At 73.3% G+C, this 16654-nt stretch carries 14 protein-coding genes; 7 read left to right on the forward strand and 7 right to left on the reverse strand.

Annotated features, from left to right (window positions below):
- Positions 1 to 61 precede the first annotated feature (61 nt).
- From FHU37_RS01065 to FHU37_RS01090, 6 genes are all read right to left on the reverse strand, one after another.
- The gene (locus FHU37_RS01065; RefSeq protein WP_179812348.1) at positions 62 to 1411 is read right to left on the reverse strand and encodes a sulfate adenylyltransferase subunit 1; all 1350 of its coding nucleotides are present in this window, start codon (positions 1409 to 1411) and stop codon (positions 62 to 64) included.
- An 87-nt stretch (positions 1412 to 1498) separates the two neighbouring features.
- Positions 1499 to 2476 (reverse strand): sulfate adenylyltransferase subunit CysD, encoded by a 978-nt coding sequence (cysD, locus tag FHU37_RS01070; RefSeq protein ID WP_246449521.1) that lies wholly within the window; start codon positions 2474 to 2476, stop codon positions 1499 to 1501.
- Positions 2473 to 3060: an adenylyl-sulfate kinase gene (gene cysC, locus FHU37_RS01075; RefSeq protein WP_179815933.1), complete on the reverse strand. Its 588-nt coding sequence runs from the start codon at positions 3058 to 3060 to the stop codon at positions 2473 to 2475. The genes cysD and cysC overlap by 4 nt, the downstream gene beginning before the upstream one ends.
- A gap of 4 nt (positions 3061 to 3064) precedes the next feature.
- Positions 3065 to 3772, reverse strand: coding sequence for a phosphoadenylyl-sulfate reductase (locus FHU37_RS01080; RefSeq protein ID WP_179815934.1), 708 nt, complete (start codon positions 3770 to 3772; stop codon positions 3065 to 3067).
- Between the two features lie 17 nt (positions 3773 to 3789).
- Complete coding sequence (locus FHU37_RS01085) at positions 3790 to 4029, reverse strand: hypothetical protein (RefSeq protein ID WP_179812349.1); 240 nt, start codon at positions 4027 to 4029, stop codon at positions 3790 to 3792.
- A gap of 40 nt (positions 4030 to 4069) precedes the next feature.
- Positions 4070 to 5824 carry a nitrite/sulfite reductase gene (locus tag FHU37_RS01090; RefSeq protein ID WP_179812350.1) on the reverse strand — a complete coding sequence of 585 codons (1755 nt, stop codon included), beginning with the start codon at positions 5822 to 5824 and terminating at the stop codon, positions 4070 to 4072.
- A gap of 504 nt (positions 5825 to 6328) precedes the next feature.
- Here FHU37_RS01090 and FHU37_RS01095 point away from each other — a divergent pair.
- From FHU37_RS01095 to FHU37_RS01125, 7 genes are all read left to right on the forward strand, one after another.
- Complete coding sequence (locus FHU37_RS01095; RefSeq protein WP_179812351.1) at positions 6329 to 6967, forward strand: hypothetical protein; 639 nt, start codon at positions 6329 to 6331, stop codon at positions 6965 to 6967.
- Between the two features lie 142 nt (positions 6968 to 7109).
- On the forward strand, positions 7110 to 8348 hold the full coding sequence (locus FHU37_RS01100; RefSeq protein WP_376773873.1) for a YihY/virulence factor BrkB family protein: 1239 nt from the start codon (positions 7110 to 7112) through the stop codon (positions 8346 to 8348).
- A gap of 519 nt (positions 8349 to 8867) precedes the next feature.
- A complete protein-coding gene (rsgA, locus tag FHU37_RS01105) occupies positions 8868 to 9983 on the forward strand; it encodes a ribosome small subunit-dependent GTPase A (protein WP_179815936.1) in 1116 nt (371 codons plus the stop codon).
- 428 nt (positions 9984 to 10411) lie between these two features.
- Entirely contained in the window at positions 10412 to 11704 is a 1293-nt protein-coding gene (locus FHU37_RS01110) for an extracellular solute-binding protein (RefSeq protein WP_179812352.1), read from the forward strand.
- A gap of 327 nt (positions 11705 to 12031) precedes the next feature.
- Positions 12032 to 13075 (forward strand): carbohydrate ABC transporter permease, encoded by a 1044-nt coding sequence (locus FHU37_RS29195; RefSeq protein WP_179812353.1) that lies wholly within the window; start codon positions 12032 to 12034, stop codon positions 13073 to 13075.
- 14 nt (positions 13076 to 13089) lie between these two features.
- Complete coding sequence (locus FHU37_RS01120; RefSeq protein WP_179812354.1) at positions 13090 to 13968, forward strand: carbohydrate ABC transporter permease; 879 nt, start codon at positions 13090 to 13092, stop codon at positions 13966 to 13968.
- A 29-nt stretch (positions 13969 to 13997) separates the two neighbouring features.
- Complete coding sequence (locus FHU37_RS01125; protein WP_312892363.1) at positions 13998 to 15407, forward strand: GH1 family beta-glucosidase; 1410 nt, start codon at positions 13998 to 14000, stop codon at positions 15405 to 15407.
- Positions 15408 to 15587: 180 nt separating this feature from the next.
- Here FHU37_RS01125 and FHU37_RS01130 read toward each other — a convergent pair whose 3' ends face one another.
- A complete protein-coding gene (locus FHU37_RS01130; protein WP_376773876.1) occupies positions 15588 to 16604 on the reverse strand; it encodes a LacI family DNA-binding transcriptional regulator in 1017 nt (338 codons plus the stop codon).
- Between the last annotated feature and the right edge of the window lie 50 nt (positions 16605 to 16654).

Here is a 16654-nt window from a genome sequence, read left to right on the forward strand (position 1 = left end):
GGTGGTGGTCCGCCGCCGGGTGGGCGGTGTGGTGGCGGCGGTGGTCACGGGTGGCCGCCGGTCACGGCCGCTCGGCCGCGGCCCCGGCGAACGCCTCGCCCGCCATGCCGGCGGTCAGGGTGGTGCCGTCGGCGGGGTCGACGAGCAGGAAGGAGCCGGTGCTGCGGCTGGTCGCGTAGTCGTCGAGGGCCAGCGGTTCGGCGGTGCGCAGCCGGACGCGTCCGATGTCGTTGACGCCGAGGCCGTCCGGGGCGGGGCCGCGCTCCAGGGTGTCGATGTCGAGGCGGTGCTCGATCTCCTTGACGATGGCCCTGACGGTGCGGGTGGTGTGCCGCAGCAGCACCCGGTCGCCGGCGCGCAGCGGCCGTTCGTGCAGGTGGCAGACGGTGGCCTCGACGTCCTTGACCGGTTCGGGGGCGGTGGCCTCGGTGGCCAGCAGGTCGCCGCGGGAGATGTCGAGTTCGTCGGCGAGCAGCACGGTGACGGACTGCGGGGCCCAGGCGATGTCGACGGAGCGGCCGAGCAGGTCGATGCCGGCGACGGTGGTGGTGGCCCCGGAGGGCAGCACCCGGACGGTGTCGCCGACCCGCAGCACGCCGGAGGTGAGCTGTCCGGCGTAGCCGCGGTAGTCGCGCAGTTCCTCGGGGACGCCGGCGGCGCCCTGCGGGCGGATCACGTACTGGACGGGGAGCCGGACCGGGGCGGTGGAGGGGTCGCCGACGACCGGCACGGTCTCCAGGTGCTCCAGCAGGGTGGGGCCGGTGTACCAGTCCATGGCGGTGGAGGGCACCACCACGTTGTCGCCGACGAGGGCGGAGATCGGGATGGCGGTGATCTCGGGGACGCCGAGGGAGGCGGCGTAGCCGGAGAACTCGTCGGCTATCCGCCGGAAGGTGTCCTCGGCGTAGTCGACGAGGTCCATCTTGTTGACGGCGAGGACGACGTGCGGGACGCGCAGCAGGGCGGCGACGGCGGCGTGCCGGCGGGTCTGCTCGACGACGCCGTTGCGGGCGTCGACCAGCACCACGGCGAGTTCGGCGGTGGAGGCGCCGGTGACCATGTTGCGGGTGTACTGCACGTGGCCGGGGGTGTCGGCGAGGATGAACCGGCGCCGGGGGGTGGCGAAGTAGCGGTAGGCCACGTCGATGGTGATGCCCTGCTCGCGCTCGGCGCGCAGGCCGTCGGTGAGCAGCGCGAGGTCGGGGGCGTCCTGGCCGCGGCGCCGGCTGGCCGCCTCGACGGCCTCCAGCTGGTCGGCGAGCACCGACTTGGAGTCGTGCAGCAGCCGTCCGACGAGCGTGGACTTGCCGTCGTCGACGCTGCCCGCGGTGGCGAACCGGAGCAGCGAGGTGGCGGAGGCCGCGTCCTCGGAGGGCGTGGTGTCGGTGTCGGTCGTCAGCTGGCTGGTCATGGTGGGGTCTCCGGGTCAGGGAGCGGCGGGCACGGGAGGCGGGGTGGGCGCGCGGGCCGGCGGCGGGCGGCCGGTCGGGGGGCCGGCCTAGAAGTAGCCCTCGCGCTTGCGGTCCTCCATGGCGGCCTCGGACAGCTTGTCGTCGGCGCGGGTGGCTCCGCGTTCGGTGAGGCGGCTCTCGGCGATCTCGGCGATGACCGCTTCGACGGTGGTGGCGTCGGAGGCGACGGCGCCGGTGCAGGACATGTCGCCGACGGTGCGGTAGCGGACGACGCGGCGTTCGACGGTCTCGCCGTCCTTGGGGCCGCCCCAGTCGCCGGCGGTGAGCCACATGCCGTTGCGCTGGAACACCTCGCGTTCGTGCGCGAAGTAGATCTCGGGCAGTTCGATGTGCTCGCGCTCGATGTACTGCCACACGTCCAGCTCGGTCCAGTTGGACAGCGGGAAGACGCGGACGTGCTCACCGGGGGCGTGCCGGCCGTTGTAGAGCTGCCACAGTTCGGGGCGCTGGCGGCGGGGGTCCCAGGCGCCGAACTCGTCGCGCAGGGAGAACACGCGTTCCTTGGCGCGGGCCTTCTCCTCGTCGCGGCGTCCGCCGCCGAAGACGGCGTCGAAGCGGCCCTTCTCGATGGCGTCGAGCAGGGGGACGGTCTGCAGCGGGTTGCGGGTGCCGTCGGGGCGTTCGCGCAGCCGGCCGGAGTCGATGTACTCCTGCACGGAGGCGACCTCCAGGCGGAGGCCGTGCCGGGCGACGACGCGGTCGCGGTAGGCGATGACCTCGGGGAAGTTGTGGCCGGTGTCGACGTGCAGCAGGGCGAAGGGCACCGGGGCGGGCCAGAAGGCCTTCAGCGCCAGGTGCAGCATGACGATGGAGTCCTTGCCGCCGGAGAAGAGCAGCACGGGGCGCTCGAACTCGCCGGCGACCTCGCGGAAGATGTGGACGGCCTCGGACTCCAGGGCGTCGAGGTGGGACAGCGTGTAGGGGTTCTCGCCGTCCAGGACGCCGGCGGGGGCGGCGGTGGCGGCCCCGGTGGCCGTGGTCGGGGTGGTGGTCTCGGTGGTCATGCGAGCAGCCCCTTGTCGGTCAGCAGGGTGTGCAGGGCGTCGGCGGAGTCCTGGACGGTGCCGGCCTGGGTCTCGATGCGCAGGTCGGGGTCGGTCGGGGGCTCGTAGGGGTCGTCGACGCCGGTCAGGCCGGTGAGTTCGCCGGCGCGCTGCTTGGCGTACAGGCCCTTGACGTCGCGCTCGGAGCAGACCTCCAGCGGGGTGGCGACGTGCACCTCCAGGTAGGGGGTGCCGTGGGCGGCGTGCCGGTCGCGGACGGCGGCGCGGCTGTCCGCGTAGGGGGCGATGACCGGCACCAGCACGAGCACGCCGTTGCGGGCGAGGAGTTCGGCGACGAAGCCGATGCGCTGGACGTTGGTGTGCCGGTCCTCCTTGCTGAAGCCGAGTCCGGCGGACAGGAAGGTGCGGATCTCGTCGCCGTCGAGCACCTCGACGCGCCGGCCGGCGGCGCGCAGCCGGTCGGCGAGGGCGGTGGCGATGGTGGTCTTGCCGGCGCTGGGCAGGCCGGTCAGCCACACGGTGGCGCCGGCGGCCGGGGGCGCGCCGGTGCCGGCCGTGGTCTCGGTGGTGGTGGGGGTGGACATCAGCTCAGCCATGGAGTCCGCATTCGGTCTTGGCGCGGCCGGCCCAGCGGCCCGCGCGGGCGTCTTCCCCGGGGGCGGTGCGCCGGGTGCAGGGGGCGCAGCCGATCGAGGTGTAACCGTCCATCAGCAGGGGGTTGGTCAGGACGCCGTGCTCGTCGATGTAGTCCTGGACGTCGGTGTCGGTCCAGGCGGCGATGGGGGAGATCTTGACCTTGCCGCGGCGTTCGTCCCAGCCGACGACGGGGGTGTTGGCCCGGGTGGGGGACTCGGAGCGGCGCAGGCCGGTGGCCCAGGCCTGGTAGCCGGTGAGGGCGTCGCGCAGCGGCAGGACCTTGCGCAGCTGGCAGCACAGGTCGGGGTCGCGGTCGTGCAGCTGCGGCCCGTGTTCGGCGTCCTGTTCGGCGACGGTCTTCGGCGGGGTGACGGTGATCACGTTGACGTCGTAGACCTCGGCGACGGCGTCCCGGGTGCCGATGGTCTCCGGGAAGTGGTAGCCGGTGTCGAGGAAGACCACGTCGACGCCGGGGCGGACCCGGGAGGCGAGGTGGGCCACGACGGCGTCCTCCATGGAGGAGGTGACGCAGAAGCGGTCGCCGAAGGTGTCGGTGGCCCAGCGCAGGATCTCCAGGGCGGGGGCGCCCTCGAGGTCGCGGCCGGCCCGTTCGGCGAGGTCGCGCAGCTGTTCGGGGGTGCGGATGGGGCCGTGGGGGATGCGGATGGAACCGGTGGTCACGTCGTGGTCCCTTCTTCCCGGTCTTCCCGGTGGTCGGTCTCGGCGCCGGCGGGCGTCGCGCCGCGGTGGGCGGCGGCGCCACGGGCCACGAGGCCGAGGAAGGAGAGCCTGAAGGCGCGGGCGCAGTCGCCGCACTCCCAGGCGCCGTGTCCGGCTTCGGAGGGGCGCAGGTCCTCCTCGCCGCAGAACGGGCAGTAGAACGGCACGGCTCGCGTGGCGCCCTCCGCTCCGCTCACCTGTTCCTCCTCGGTCGCTCGCCCGCGTGGTGGTGGCCCGTCACGCCAGGGCCTCCTCGTCCGCGCGGGTCACCCACTCCGCGAAACGCTCGCCGTCCTTGCGCTCTTCCCGGTAGCGGCGCAGCAGGCGCTCGACGTAGTCGGGGAGTTCGCTGGCGGTGACCTTCAGTCCGCGGACCTTGCGGCCGAAGCCGGCGGACAGGCCGAGGGCGCCGCCGAGGTGGACCTGGAAGCCCTCCACCTGGTTGCCGTCGGCGTCCATGACGAGCTGGCCCTTCAGGCCGATGTCGGCGACCTGGATGCGGGCGCAGGCGTTGGGGCAGCCGTTGAGGTTGATGGTGACGGGCTCGTCGAAGTCGGGCAGGCGGCGTTCGAGTTCGTCGATGAGGTCGCCGCCGCGGCCCTTGGTCTCGACGATGGCGAGCTTGCAGAACTCGATGCCGGTGCAGGCCATGGTGCCGCGCCGGAACGGGCTGGGCTTGGCGTGCAGGCCGAGTTCGGCGAGGCCGGCGACGAGGGAGTCGACGCGGTTCTCGGGGATGTCGAGGACGAGCAGGTTCTGCTCCACGGTGGTCCGGATCCGGTCCGATCCGTGGGCCTCGGCCAGGTCGGCGACCTTGGCCAGCAGGTCGGCGTTGGTGCGGCCGACGCGGGTGGCGGCGCCGACGTAGTAGCGGCCGTCCTTCTGCCGGTGGACGCCGAGGTGGTCGCGCCAGCGGGCGTCGGGTTCGGCGGGGGCGGGGCCGTCGACGAGCTCGCGGTGCAGGTACTCGTCCTGGAGGACCTGCCGGAAGCGCTCCGGGCCCCAGTCGGCCATCAGGAACTTCAGCCGGGCGCGGTTGCGCAGGCGGCGGTAGCCGTAGTCGCGGAAGATGCCGATGACGCCGGCCCAGACCTCGGGGACGTCCTGCAGCGGCACCCACACGCCGAGCCGTTCGGCCAGCCGCGGGTTGGTGGACAGGCCGCCGCCGACCCACAGGTCGAAGCCGGGGCCGTGCTCGGGGTGGACGACGCCGACGAAGGAGATGTCGTTGATCTCGTGGACGACGTCGTGCAGCGGGGAGCCGGAGACGGCCGACTTGAACTTGCGCGGCAGGTTGGAGAACTCGGGGTTGCCGATGTAGCGGCGGGTGATCTCCTCGATGGCGGGGGTGCCGTCGATGATCTCGTCCTCGGCGATGCCGGCGACCGGGGAGCCGAGGATGACGCGGGGGGTGTCGCCGCACGCCTCGGTGGTGGACAGGCCGACGGCCTCCAGCTTCTCCCAGATGGCGGGCACGTCCTCGATGCGCACCCAGTGCAGCTGGATGTTCTGCCGGTCGGTGATGTCGGCGGTGCCGCGGGCGTAGGTCCGGGAGACCTCGGCGACGGCGCGCAGCTGGGCGACGTTCAGGGCGCCGCCGTCGATGCGCACGCGCAGCATGAAGTACTTGTCGTCGAGCTCGTGCGGCTCCAGCACGCCGGTCTTGCCGCCGTCGATGCCGGGCTTGCGCTGGGTGTACAGGCCCCACCAGCGCATGCGGCCGCGCAGGTCGTTGCCGTCGATGGAGTCGAAGCCGGTGTGCGCGTAGATCGTCTCGATCCGGCGGCGCACGTTGAGGCCGTCGTCGTCCTTCTTGAACTGCTCGTTGGCGTTGAGCGGTTCGCGGTGGCCCACGGCCCACTGGCCCTCGCCGCGGGGGCGGGCGGGGCGGCGCGAGCCGGCGGCGCGGGTGCCCGCGGCGCGCGCACCGGGGGTGCGGGCGCCGGCACTGCCTGCGGTGTCGCCGGCTCGGGACTCGGGGGTGGGGGCCATCGGGCGTCGTCCTTCGGCGTCGAGCGGGTGGACTTGACTTGGTCGGCTCGGACCGTGAGGGCGCGACGCAGGCGGGTGCGGCCCGTGCGCGTGTGTCCTCGCGGTACCGGGGGCGCCGGTTGGCGCGTCCACGGCGGTGTGGACGCGGCGCGGCGGTCGGTCAGGCCGGCTGACAGCTGGCGCTGGACGTGCGCCCGAGGTCGACGTGGAGTCGGCCGACGAGAGGTGTTCCAGCGCGTGACATGCTCGAAAGGTTGTCACGGGGCGGGACTTCCGTCCACAGCCGTCCGAATATCGGACTTGTTTCGTTCGAAATGTGGGACGACGTGGCGTGCGTCACGTGCTTCCGGTACGGGCCCGCCCCCGGTGCGGAACACCGGTGGCCCCGCCGTGGCTTAAAGTCACCTGGGCGGATGTCCGTGCCCGCCCCGACCCCGTAGCCCGTGCCCGTCCCGGCCCCGCCGCCCGGCACCGGTCAGCCAGGAAGCCAGAAGGGTGACAGCGATGCGCACCGAGACCGTCGCCGCACGGCCGCCCGCCGAGCCCGGGCCCGCTCCCCGGCCGCCGGCGGTGGCGGCGGAACGGCCGCAGGCCCAGGCCGCGCCCCCGCCGCAGCCCGCGCGGGAGGACGCGGTGGAGACGCTGCGGTACGCCCTGCACGGCTACCACGTCGCGCTGCGCCGCTCGCTGGCGCACGAGTTCCTCGCGGCCCGCACCGACCACCACCCGGGGGGCCCCGACCACGACCCGGTGACCTGCGACACCCCGGCGCGCTGCCGGGCCGCGGCCCGGATCGGCGGCCGGCACCGGCTGCTGGACGCCCTCGGCGACGAGCAGGCGCTGGACACCGCCGGCCTCGCCCGGGTGGCGAGCCTGGACGAGACCGAGGTGCGCGCCCTGCTCGCCGAGTTCGGCCGCGAGGGGCTGGTGGAGTTCGCGCCGCAGCCGCGGCTGCGGGACCGCTCCGGCGGCGCCGCCCGCCCGGGCGCGCTGCGGCTCACCGCCCGCGGCCGGATGGAGCTCGACCGGATCGAGACCAGCCTGCGCCTGCACTGGGAGCGCGACCTGGACGACCTGAGCGTCGACGAGCTGCGGCACGCCGCCCGGGTGCTCAGCCGCATCTCCCTGGCCATGCAGCGCTGAGCGGCGGCCGGGCTCCGGCGCCGTCTCGCCGCGTCTCACATTCCGGACGGTGGTGATCGGGCGTCGAACGGAGGGTCACGAGCCGGTACCGGACCGTGGGGCGCGCGGCAGCGCCCCGGCGGCACCGGCGTAGGTTGAGCACGTGCACGACGTCGTCGCCCCCCGCAGTCCCCGGCCGGTACCGGACCGGCGCCGCGGCCGCCGCCCACGCCGCCCCCTGCGCCCCGCCCTGTGGCGGGTCCTGCGGTCCACCGTCCGGTCCTGCATGGACCACCGCGTCACCGGGCTGTCCGCCGAGGCGGCGTTCTTCTCGCTGCTCTCCCTGCCGCCGCTGCTGCTCGGCCTGTCCGGCACCCTCGGCTACCTCGACGACTGGCTCGGCACCGGCACCATCGAGGACCTGCGCGGCCGGATCCTGGCCGTCTCGCAGACCCTGCTCACCGACGACGCCGTCACCGAACTGGTGCGCCCGCTGCTGGACAGCGTCTTCACCGGCGGCGGCCGACCCGACATCATCTCCGTCGGCTTCCTGCTCGCCCTGTGGTCGGGCTCCCGGGCGCTGAACGTCTTCGTCGACACCATCACGATCATGTACGGGCTCGGCGGGCACCGGGGCATCGTCGGCACCCGGGCGCTCTCCTTCGGCCTCTACCTCGTCGGCCTGGTGGTGGGCGCCGTGGTGCTGCCGCTGATGGTGCTCGGCCCGGAGCTGGTCGTGGGCGTCCTGCCGGACAGCGCGGTCGTGCTGCGCGCCCTGTACTGGCCGGTGGTGGTGGTGTTCTCCACCTGCTTCCTGACCACCCTCTACCACGTCGCCGTCCCGGTGCGGACGCCGTGGCGGGAGGACATCCCCGGGGCGCTGGTGGCCCTGGCGCTCTGGCTGGTCTGCGCCGAGCTGCTGCGCACCTACCTGGCGAGCACCGTGGAGGGGCCGACCGTCTACGGCTCGCTGGCCGCGCCGGTCGCCGTGCTGCTGTGGATGGGCGTGACCGCGATATCCGTGCTGATCGGCGCCGCCGTGAACGCCGCCGTGGACTCGGTGTGGCCCTCCCGGGCCACCACCGCCGCCCGCCAGGCCTACGAGGACGAGCAGCGCCGGGAGGCCACCGAGCTCATCGCCCGCATCGAGGCCCGCCGCGCCCAGCGGGCCGCCGAGGCCGCGGAGGCCGACGGGGAGCCCGGCGAGATCCCGCCGGCCGAGTTCCCCGAGCGCTGGGCCGACTTCCTGCCGCCCGACCAGGTGCGCGCCCGCGTCACCCGCTCCCTCAGGGGCAGCACGGCGCTGCGCGGCCTGGCCCGGGCGCCGCGGGACGGCGACCGGGACCCCGCGCCGGCGGCCGGCCGCACGGCGGAGCGGGAGCCGGCGCGGAAAAGCGAGTGACGGCGCGGGCGGCGACCCGCTAGCCTGGGGGCGCGTCGCGAGGCGGGGCCGGACGGGCCCACGGCCGCGCGGCGCCGGACAACGGTGTACCGGCCTTCCCGGCCCTCGCCTCGGCGACGGCCCGGGGATTTCTCCGAGGCCGGGATTTCTTCGAGGGAGGTGGAGCATGTCGATCGCCTGGAGCAGGGCTGCCCGTGGCGGCAGCGACCGACGCCTCCTCACCTCCCGGGTCCGCGGCTGAGCCGCTGGTCGTAGCACCGTCCCCCTCGGACGGTCCCGGCGCCCCGCGCCGACCGCGCCGTGCCGCGCGGACCCCTTTTCGAAGGGCACACCCCACCAGTGAACGAACCGTTCACCACCACCGACTCCTCCTCCCTCCACGGCGGCGCCCCCTCCACGGCGCCCGCCACCCCGCCGGCGCCGGCCGACCCGAAGTGGGTCCTCCGCCACACCGCCGACGCCGCCACCCACGGCTGGACGGCCGATCTCGACCACGACCTCCGCGACCACCTCGCCCGGCTGACCGGGGCCCGCTCCACCGGCGCGGCCGGCAGGCTGCGCCCCGGACGCGTGGTCCGCGTCGAACGCCGTTTCAGCGAGGTGGCCGTGGACGGCCGGGTGGTCCTCGCGGACGCCCAGGAGGTCAGCTCCCCCGACCCGCTGACCACCGTCTGCACCGGCGACTGGGCCGTGGTGGAGCTCCCGGCAACCGACGGCGCCGACGGCACCGACGGCGCGGCCGGCGGCCGGGGCCGGACCGCCGGCCCGTCCCAGCCGGTGCTGCGCGCCCTGCTGCCGCGCCGCACCGCGTTCGTCCGCTCCACCTCCAGCAAGCGCTCCGAGGGACAGGTGGTCGCCGCCAACCTCGACGCGGTGCTCGTCGTGGTCTCGCTGGCCGTCGACCCCCGGGCCGCCCGGGTGGAACGCCTGCTGGCCCTGGCCTGGGAGAGCGGCGCCACCCCGGTGGTCGTGCTGACCAAGGCGGACACCGTGGACGACGCCGAGCAGATCCACGCGGAGATCGCCGCCACCGCCCCCGGTGTGCAGGTGCTGACCGTCTCTGCCCGCACCGGAGACGGCCTCGACGTCCTCGGCGCCGTGCTCGCCGGCGTCGCCGAGCACCCCACCGCGGCGCTGGTCGGCCAGTCCGGCGCCGGGAAGTCCACCCTGGCCAACGCCCTGCTCGGGGCCGAGGTGCTGGCCACCGGAGCCGAGCGCTCCGACGGCAAGGGGCGGCACACCACCGTCCGCCGCGAACTGCACGTCATGCCGGCGGACGGCCCGGTGCCCGGCGGGGGCGTGCTGATCGACACCCCGGGGCTGCGCGGTGTCGGACTCTACGACTCCGCCGACGGGCTGCGGCAGGTCTTTGCCGAGATCGCGGAACTGGCCACCGGCTGCCGGTTCGGCGACTGCGGCCACCAGGGCGAACCCGGCTGCGCCGTGCTCGCGGCGGTCGAGGACGGCACCCTGGCCAGGCGCCGGCTGGACAGCTACCGCAAGCTGCTGCGCGAGGAGGAGTGGATCGCCTCGCGCAGCGACGCCCGGCTGCGGGCCGAGCGGGAGCGCCAGTGGAAGGTGATCCACAAGTCGGTCCGCGCCGCCGGGTACCGCCAGGACCCGCGGCGCCGCTGAGCACTCCCGGTGCGGGGGCGGCCGGTGCCGGCCACCCCCGCACCGGGCCGGGCGCGGTCGTCCGACGGTCCGTCACCGACGGTGCGTCCGCGGGCGATCGGGCACGAGCGTGGGCACCGAAGGTGGCCGGTTCCCGGCTCCCGCCCCGTTGCCCGATCGTCCACCCCTCTGGAAGTCTGGTCCGCACCAACCGTCTCACCGCGTGGCGACGGCCCCCGCGTCCGTGGGACGACGGTGGCTGCGTTCACACCGTGCACGCGAATGGCCGATGCACAACGGTGACCTTTTCGAGTCTTGACGGCACCACTGGCCGACGGGCATCTTGAGAGCGCTCTCATGGCGCAACGATGCGTTCATTCCTACGTAACGTGCGCCCCGTTTAGGCCTGCGACACCGTCCAGACAGACGTTCACCAGGGGAGGCCCGGCATGGGCATCAAGCACGCTCGGAGAGGCACCACAGCGGTGGCGGCGATGGCCGCCTCCATGCTGGTGCTCTCGGCCTGCGGAGGCGACAGCGAAAGCGGCGGCGGCGAGGACGGCGGTCAGATCACCCTGACCGTCGCCACGTTCAGTGACTTCGGGTACGAGGACCTCTACGCCGAGTACGAGGCCGCCAACCCGAACATCAACATCGAAGAGCGCCGGGCGGACATGGAGGCCCACCACCAGCAGCTCACCACGCAGCTGGCCTCCGGCAACGGCGCCGCCGACATCGTCGCCCTCGAAGAGGGCTTCATGCCGCGCTTCCGCGCCCAGGCCGCCGACCAGTTCGTCGACCTGACCGAGTACGGCGCCGCCGACATCCAGGACAACTGGCTGCCCTGGAAGGCCGAGCTGGCCAACGTGGACGGCCGGATCATCGGCTACGGCACCGACGTCGGCTCGCTGGCCATGTGCTACCGCAAGGACAAGTTCGAGGAAGCCGGCCTGCCGACCGACCGCGAGGAGGTCGCCGCGCTCTGGCCGACCTGGGAGGAGTACTTCGCCCAGGGCGCCGAGGTCATGAGCCAGGTGCCGGACCTGAAGTGGTACGACAGCGCCAACTCGATCTACTCGGCGATCCTGAACCAGAGCCCGACCAGCTACTACGACGAGTCGGACAACTTCATCATGGAGTCCAACCCGGCCGTCCGGGACGCCTTCATGCAGGCCGCCGAGTCCGCCGCCGACGGGCAGTCCGCCGGCCTGGCCTCCTTCACCGGTGAGTGGAACACGGCGATCAAGAACGCCAACGTCGCCACCACCGTCTGCCCGGCCTGGGCGCTGGCGCTGATCGAGACCGCCGCCGGCCCGGAGGCCGCCGGCCTGTGGGACGTCGCCGACGTGCCCGGCGAGGGCGGCAACTGGGGCGGCTCCTGGCTGGCCGTGCCCGCGCAGGGCGACCACCCGGAGGAGGCCGCCAAGCTCGCCGCCTGGCTGACCGACCCGGCGCAGGAGGCGCGGATCTTCGAGAGCAAGGGCCTGCTGCCGTCCACCGTCGAGGCCCTGGAGAACCAGTCGGTGGTGGAGCACACCAGCGAGTACTTCTCCAACGCGCCGATCGGCCAGATCTTCGCCGCCTCGGCCACGGACCTGCAGCCCAACTACCGCGGCCCGCAGCACGGTGACATCAACACCGAGGTGCAGAACGCCCTGCTGACCGTCGAGCAGGGCAACGCCACCCCCGACGAGGCGTGGAACTCCGCCCTGGAAGCGGCCAAGGAACTGGCCGAGCAGTGATCGGCGCGGTGGGCCGGGCGAACACCCGGCCCACCGCTTCCGGCCGTAGCGGCCGACCCGGTGACGCGGCCCCGACCGGCCGCGTCACCCGCATCGACCCGGTGCGGCCGGGGGCGTCCCACCCACCCCCCGGCCGCACCGCTCCAGCACCACCGCACCGTCCCGCGGCAGCGCCGCCGCACCACCCCAGCACGACCCCGTCCCCAGCACCTTCGGGCCCCCGCGGCACGACCAGCACCGTGGCCCCGTCCCCGTCGCTCCCGGCAGACCGGAGGCGACGGACGCGGGGGCGGCGGCCGGCCCACCACCACCGAGAGGAGAGCGGACGTGGCGACGCAGTCCAGCGAAACCGCGCGCTCCGTCGACCCGAGCGCCTCGGGTCCGCCCCGGCCGGCGCCCGCCGCGGACACCGGCAAGCAGTCCCGCTCCGGCGGCGCGCGAGGTCAGCGCCGCGCGCCCGGCGGCGACCGCCGTTTCCGGTTCGACAAGCACATCACGCCGTACCTGTTCATCGCCCCGTTCTTCGTTGTCTTCGGCGTCTTCGGGCTCTACCCGCTGCTGTACACCATGTGGGTGTCCATGCACGACTGGGAGATGCTCGGCGGCAACCAGGGCTTCGTCGGACTGGAGAACTTCCAGCGGCTCTTCGGCGACGAGGACTTCTACAACGCCCTCGGCAACACCTTCAGCATCTTCCTGATCTCCACGGTCCCGCAGCTGCTGTTCGCGCTGTTCCTGGCCGCGATGCTGAACACCTCGCTGCGCGGCCGCGCCTTCTGGCGGGCCTCGATCCTCGTCCCCAACATCGTGTCGGTCGTCGCGATCGGCATCATCTTCACCCAGTTCTTCAGCAACCAGTACGGCATGGTCAACTGGCTGCTGGAGGCCGTCGGCCTGGAGCCGGTCGACTGGCGCGGGGACACCTGGAGCTCGCAGCTCGCCGTCTCCATCATGGTGATGTGGCGGTGGGCCGGCTACAACGCGCTCATCTACCTGGCGGCCATGCAGGGCGTGCCCAAGGAGCTCTACGAGTCCGCGATGCTGGACGGCGCCTCCCGCTGGCGGCAGTTCTGGTCGGTGACCATCCCGTCCATCCGACCGACCATCATCTTCACGGTGATCATCTCCACCGTGGGCGGCCTCCAGCTGTTCTCCGAGCCGTTCATGTACGACGCCGCGGCGGGTTCCACCGACGGCTCCGGCGGTTCGCAGGGCCAGTTCCAGACCCTGATGATGCTGGTCTTCCGCTACCTCAACGCGCGCGGCGACTACGGCTACGCCTCCGCGGTGTCCTGGGTGCTGTTCATCATCATCGCCCTGGTGGCGCTGCTGAACTTCGCGATCGTCCGACGCATCTCGTCCGCCCGGTAAACAGGAGTCCCACCATGGCAACCGTCCCCACCGCCGTCGGGGCGCCCAAGGGCAGGCGTGTCCGGCGACTGCGCACCGTGGGCCGACCCAGTCCGCTGGTCTACACGGCCGTCGTACTGGTGGTCATCGCCTCGCTCTTCCCGCTGTACTGGTCGTTCATCGTCGCCTCCCGCGACAACTCGGCCGTCGGCGCCGGCGCGCCGGTGCTCACCCCCGGCGGGTACCTGTTCGACAACATCGCCCGGGTCTTCGACACCGTCGACTTCTGGGCGGCGCTGCAGAACTCGCTGATCATCGCCAGCACCACGACCGTCGCCAACGTGCTGTTCTCCTCGCTGGCCGGCTTCGCCTTCACCAAGCTGCGCTTCCGCGGCCGCAACCTGCTGCTCGGCGCGGTCATCGCCACCGTGATGGTCCCCACCCAGCTCGGCATCGTCCCGCTGTACATGCTGGTCACCGACCTCGGCCTGACCGGCGTCTCCGCGGTCATCCTGCCCACCCTGGTCTCCGCGTTCGGCGTGTTCTGGATGCGCCAGGCCATCGACGAGACGATCCCCGACGAGCTGGTGGAGGCCGCCCGCGTGGACGGCGCCAACCTGCTGCGGGTGTGGTGGCACGTGGTGCTGCCCGGCGTGCGCTCGCAGGCCGCCGTGCTCGGCATGTTCGTCTTCATGACCAGCTGGAACGACTTCTTCTACCCGCTGATCGTGATGCCGCCGGACACCGGCGGCACCGTGCAGACCGCGCTCAACGTGCTCGCCTCCGGCTACTACCAGGACTACTCGCTGATGATGGCGGGCTCGGTGCTGGCGGTGCTGCCGCTGCTGATCGCGTTCGTCTTCTTCTCCCGCCAGCTCGTCTCCGGCGTCATGGCCGGTGCCGTCAAGGGCTGACGCCCAGCACTACCCAAGGAGCGTTATCCGTGTCCGAGACCACCACCGCACCGGTCACCCCGCTGCTGCGGTTCCCCGAGGGGTTCCGCTGGGGGGTCGCCACCGCCGCCTTCCAGATCGAGGGGCACACCACGGCCGACGGTCGCGGCCAGTCCATCTGGGACACCTTCGCGGCCACCCCGGGCAAGGTGCTCAACGGCGACGGCGGCGACCCGGCCTGTGAGCACTACGTCCGGTACCGCGAGGACGTCGCGCTGATCAAGAGCCTGGGCCTGACCGACTACCGGTTCTCCATCGCCTGGCCCCGCATCCAGCCCACCGGCAGCGGCCCGGCCAACGAGGCCGGCCTGGACTTCTACGACCGGCTGGTCGACGAGCTGCTCGGCGCCGGGATCAACCCGGTGGCCACCCTCTACCACTGGGACCTGCCGCAGGCCCTGGAGGACGCCGGCGGCTGGACGAACCGCGAGACCTCCTACCGCTTCGCCGAGTACGCCGAGATCATGGCGCGCCGCCTCGGCGACCGCGTCCGCGACTGGAGCACGCTGAACGAGCCGTGGTGCTCGGCCTACCTCGGCTACGTCAACGGCCACCACGCCCCGGGCCGCACCGAGCCGCTGGCCGGCCTGCAGGCCGTCCACCACCTGATGCTGGGCCACGGCCTCGCGGTGCGCGCCATCCGCGACTCGGTCCCGGCGCAGGCCAGCCCGCGGATCTCCGTGGTGCTCAACCTCGCCCAGGTCGACCCGGTGGGGGAGGGGGACGAGGAGGCGGTGCGCAAGGTCGACGGCCTGAGCAACCGGGTCTTCCTCGGCCCGCTGTTCCACGGCGGCTACCCCGAGGACGTCAAGGACGACACCGCGCACCTGACCGACTGGTCCTTCGTCCAGGACGGCGACGAGAAGATCATCGCCTCCCCGCTGGACTGGCTGGGCATCAACTACTACACCACCACCCGGGTGCGGGTGCTCGAGGACGCCGAGGCCCCCACCCCCGGCCCGCTGCCCGGCCTGCGCGGCGTCGAGCAACTCCCGGCGCGCGAGCCGCTGACCGGCATCGGCTGGGAGCAGGACCCCTCCGGCCTGGTCCGGCTGCTCACCCGGGTCTCCCGGGACTGCCCGGAGCTGCCGCTGTTCGTCACCGAGAACGGCGCCGCCTTCCCGGACACCGTCGCCGAGGACGGCAGCATCGACGACATCGAGCGGCTGGCCTACTACGACGCGCACCTGCGCGCCGCCCACGAGGCCATCGAGCAGGGCGTCAACCTGCGCGGCTACTTCGCCTGGTCTCTGATGGACAACTACGAGTGGGCGTTCGGCTACAGCCAGCGCTTCGGCCTCACCCACGTCGACTACGAGACGCAGACCCGCACCGTCAAGCGCAGCGGCCACTGGTACTCCCGGGTGGCCCGGGCGGGCGGCATCGTCCCGATCGACTGACGGACCGGCGCCGCCGCCCGCACGCGGCGGCGCCCCCACACCTCCCCGGAAGTTGGCGGGACGGCCGGGGTAGGCGGAGGGCCCGGAGGAGAGATCCTCCGGGCCCTTTCGGCGTCCCCGGCGCGCCCGTACCCGGCGCGCGCAGCTACGCGCGTCGCGTGCGGTCAGACCGGCGCCCGGCTAGGCAGACTGACGGATCACCAGCTCGGTCGGCAGCAGGATGGAGTCCAGGTGCTGGTCCCCGCCGGACAGCCGGCGCATCAGCAGGCGGGTCATCAGCCGGCCCATCTCCTCCACGTCCTGCCGGACGGTGGTCAGCGGCGGCTCCGTCCACGGCGCGATCGACGGCGCGTCGTCGAAGCCGACGACGGCCACGTCCTCGGGGGTGCGCAGACGGTGCTCGCGCAGCACCCGCAGCGCGCCGGCGGCCATGTAGTCGGAGCAGACGAAGACCGCGTCCGGCTCCTGCTCCAGCAGCAGCTCCATGGCGCGCTCACCGCCCCCCTGGGTGAAGTCGCCCTCGACGATCAGCGCCGGGTCGCCGCCCGGCAGGGCGTCCCGGTAGCCCTCCAGGCGGTCCTGCGCGGCCGACAGGCCCAGCGGGCCGGTGATCACGCCGATCCGCTCCCGGCCCTGCTGGAGGAGGTACTCCACGGCGAGCCGGGCCCCGCCCCGGTTGTCGCTGTCGACGTGCAGCTGCGCGTCGCCGCCCGGCCAGAACGGCCGCCCGCCGTAGACCAGCGGGATGCCGGTGCGCTGCACCACGGCCGGCAGCGGGTCGTTCTCGTGCAGGGACAGCAGCAGCGCGCCGTCGACGTGGCCGCCGGCCAGGTACCGGTCCATCCGGTCGTAGTCGTCGGTCCGCTCCACCAGCATCAGCAGCAGCTGCTTGTCGGCCAGGGTCAGCTCCTGGCTGATCCCGCGCAGCATGACCGGGAAGAAGGGGTCGCTGAAGACGGCGCGCTCCGGCTCGCCGATGATCACGGCCACGGCGTCGTGCCGGCGGGTGACCAGGGTGCGGGCCGCCTGGTTGGGCACGTACCCCAGGTCCTTGACCGCCTGCTCCACCCGGAGGCGGACGGACTCGCGCACGCCGTTGCCGCCGTTGACCACGCGCGAGACCGTCGCTCTGGAAACGCCGGCGTGCGCGGCCACCGCCTCCAGAGTGGGGCGCGCGTTCCTGTTCAGCTCGGTCACGTCGTTCTCCGCTCGGCCGTGGGGCTCATGGGTGGTGGTGCGGTTTGGGG

This window comes from Allostreptomyces psammosilenae (assembly GCF_013407765.1).
In the GTDB taxonomy this organism is placed as follows: domain Bacteria; phylum Actinomycetota; class Actinomycetes; order Streptomycetales; family Streptomycetaceae; genus Allostreptomyces; species Allostreptomyces psammosilenae.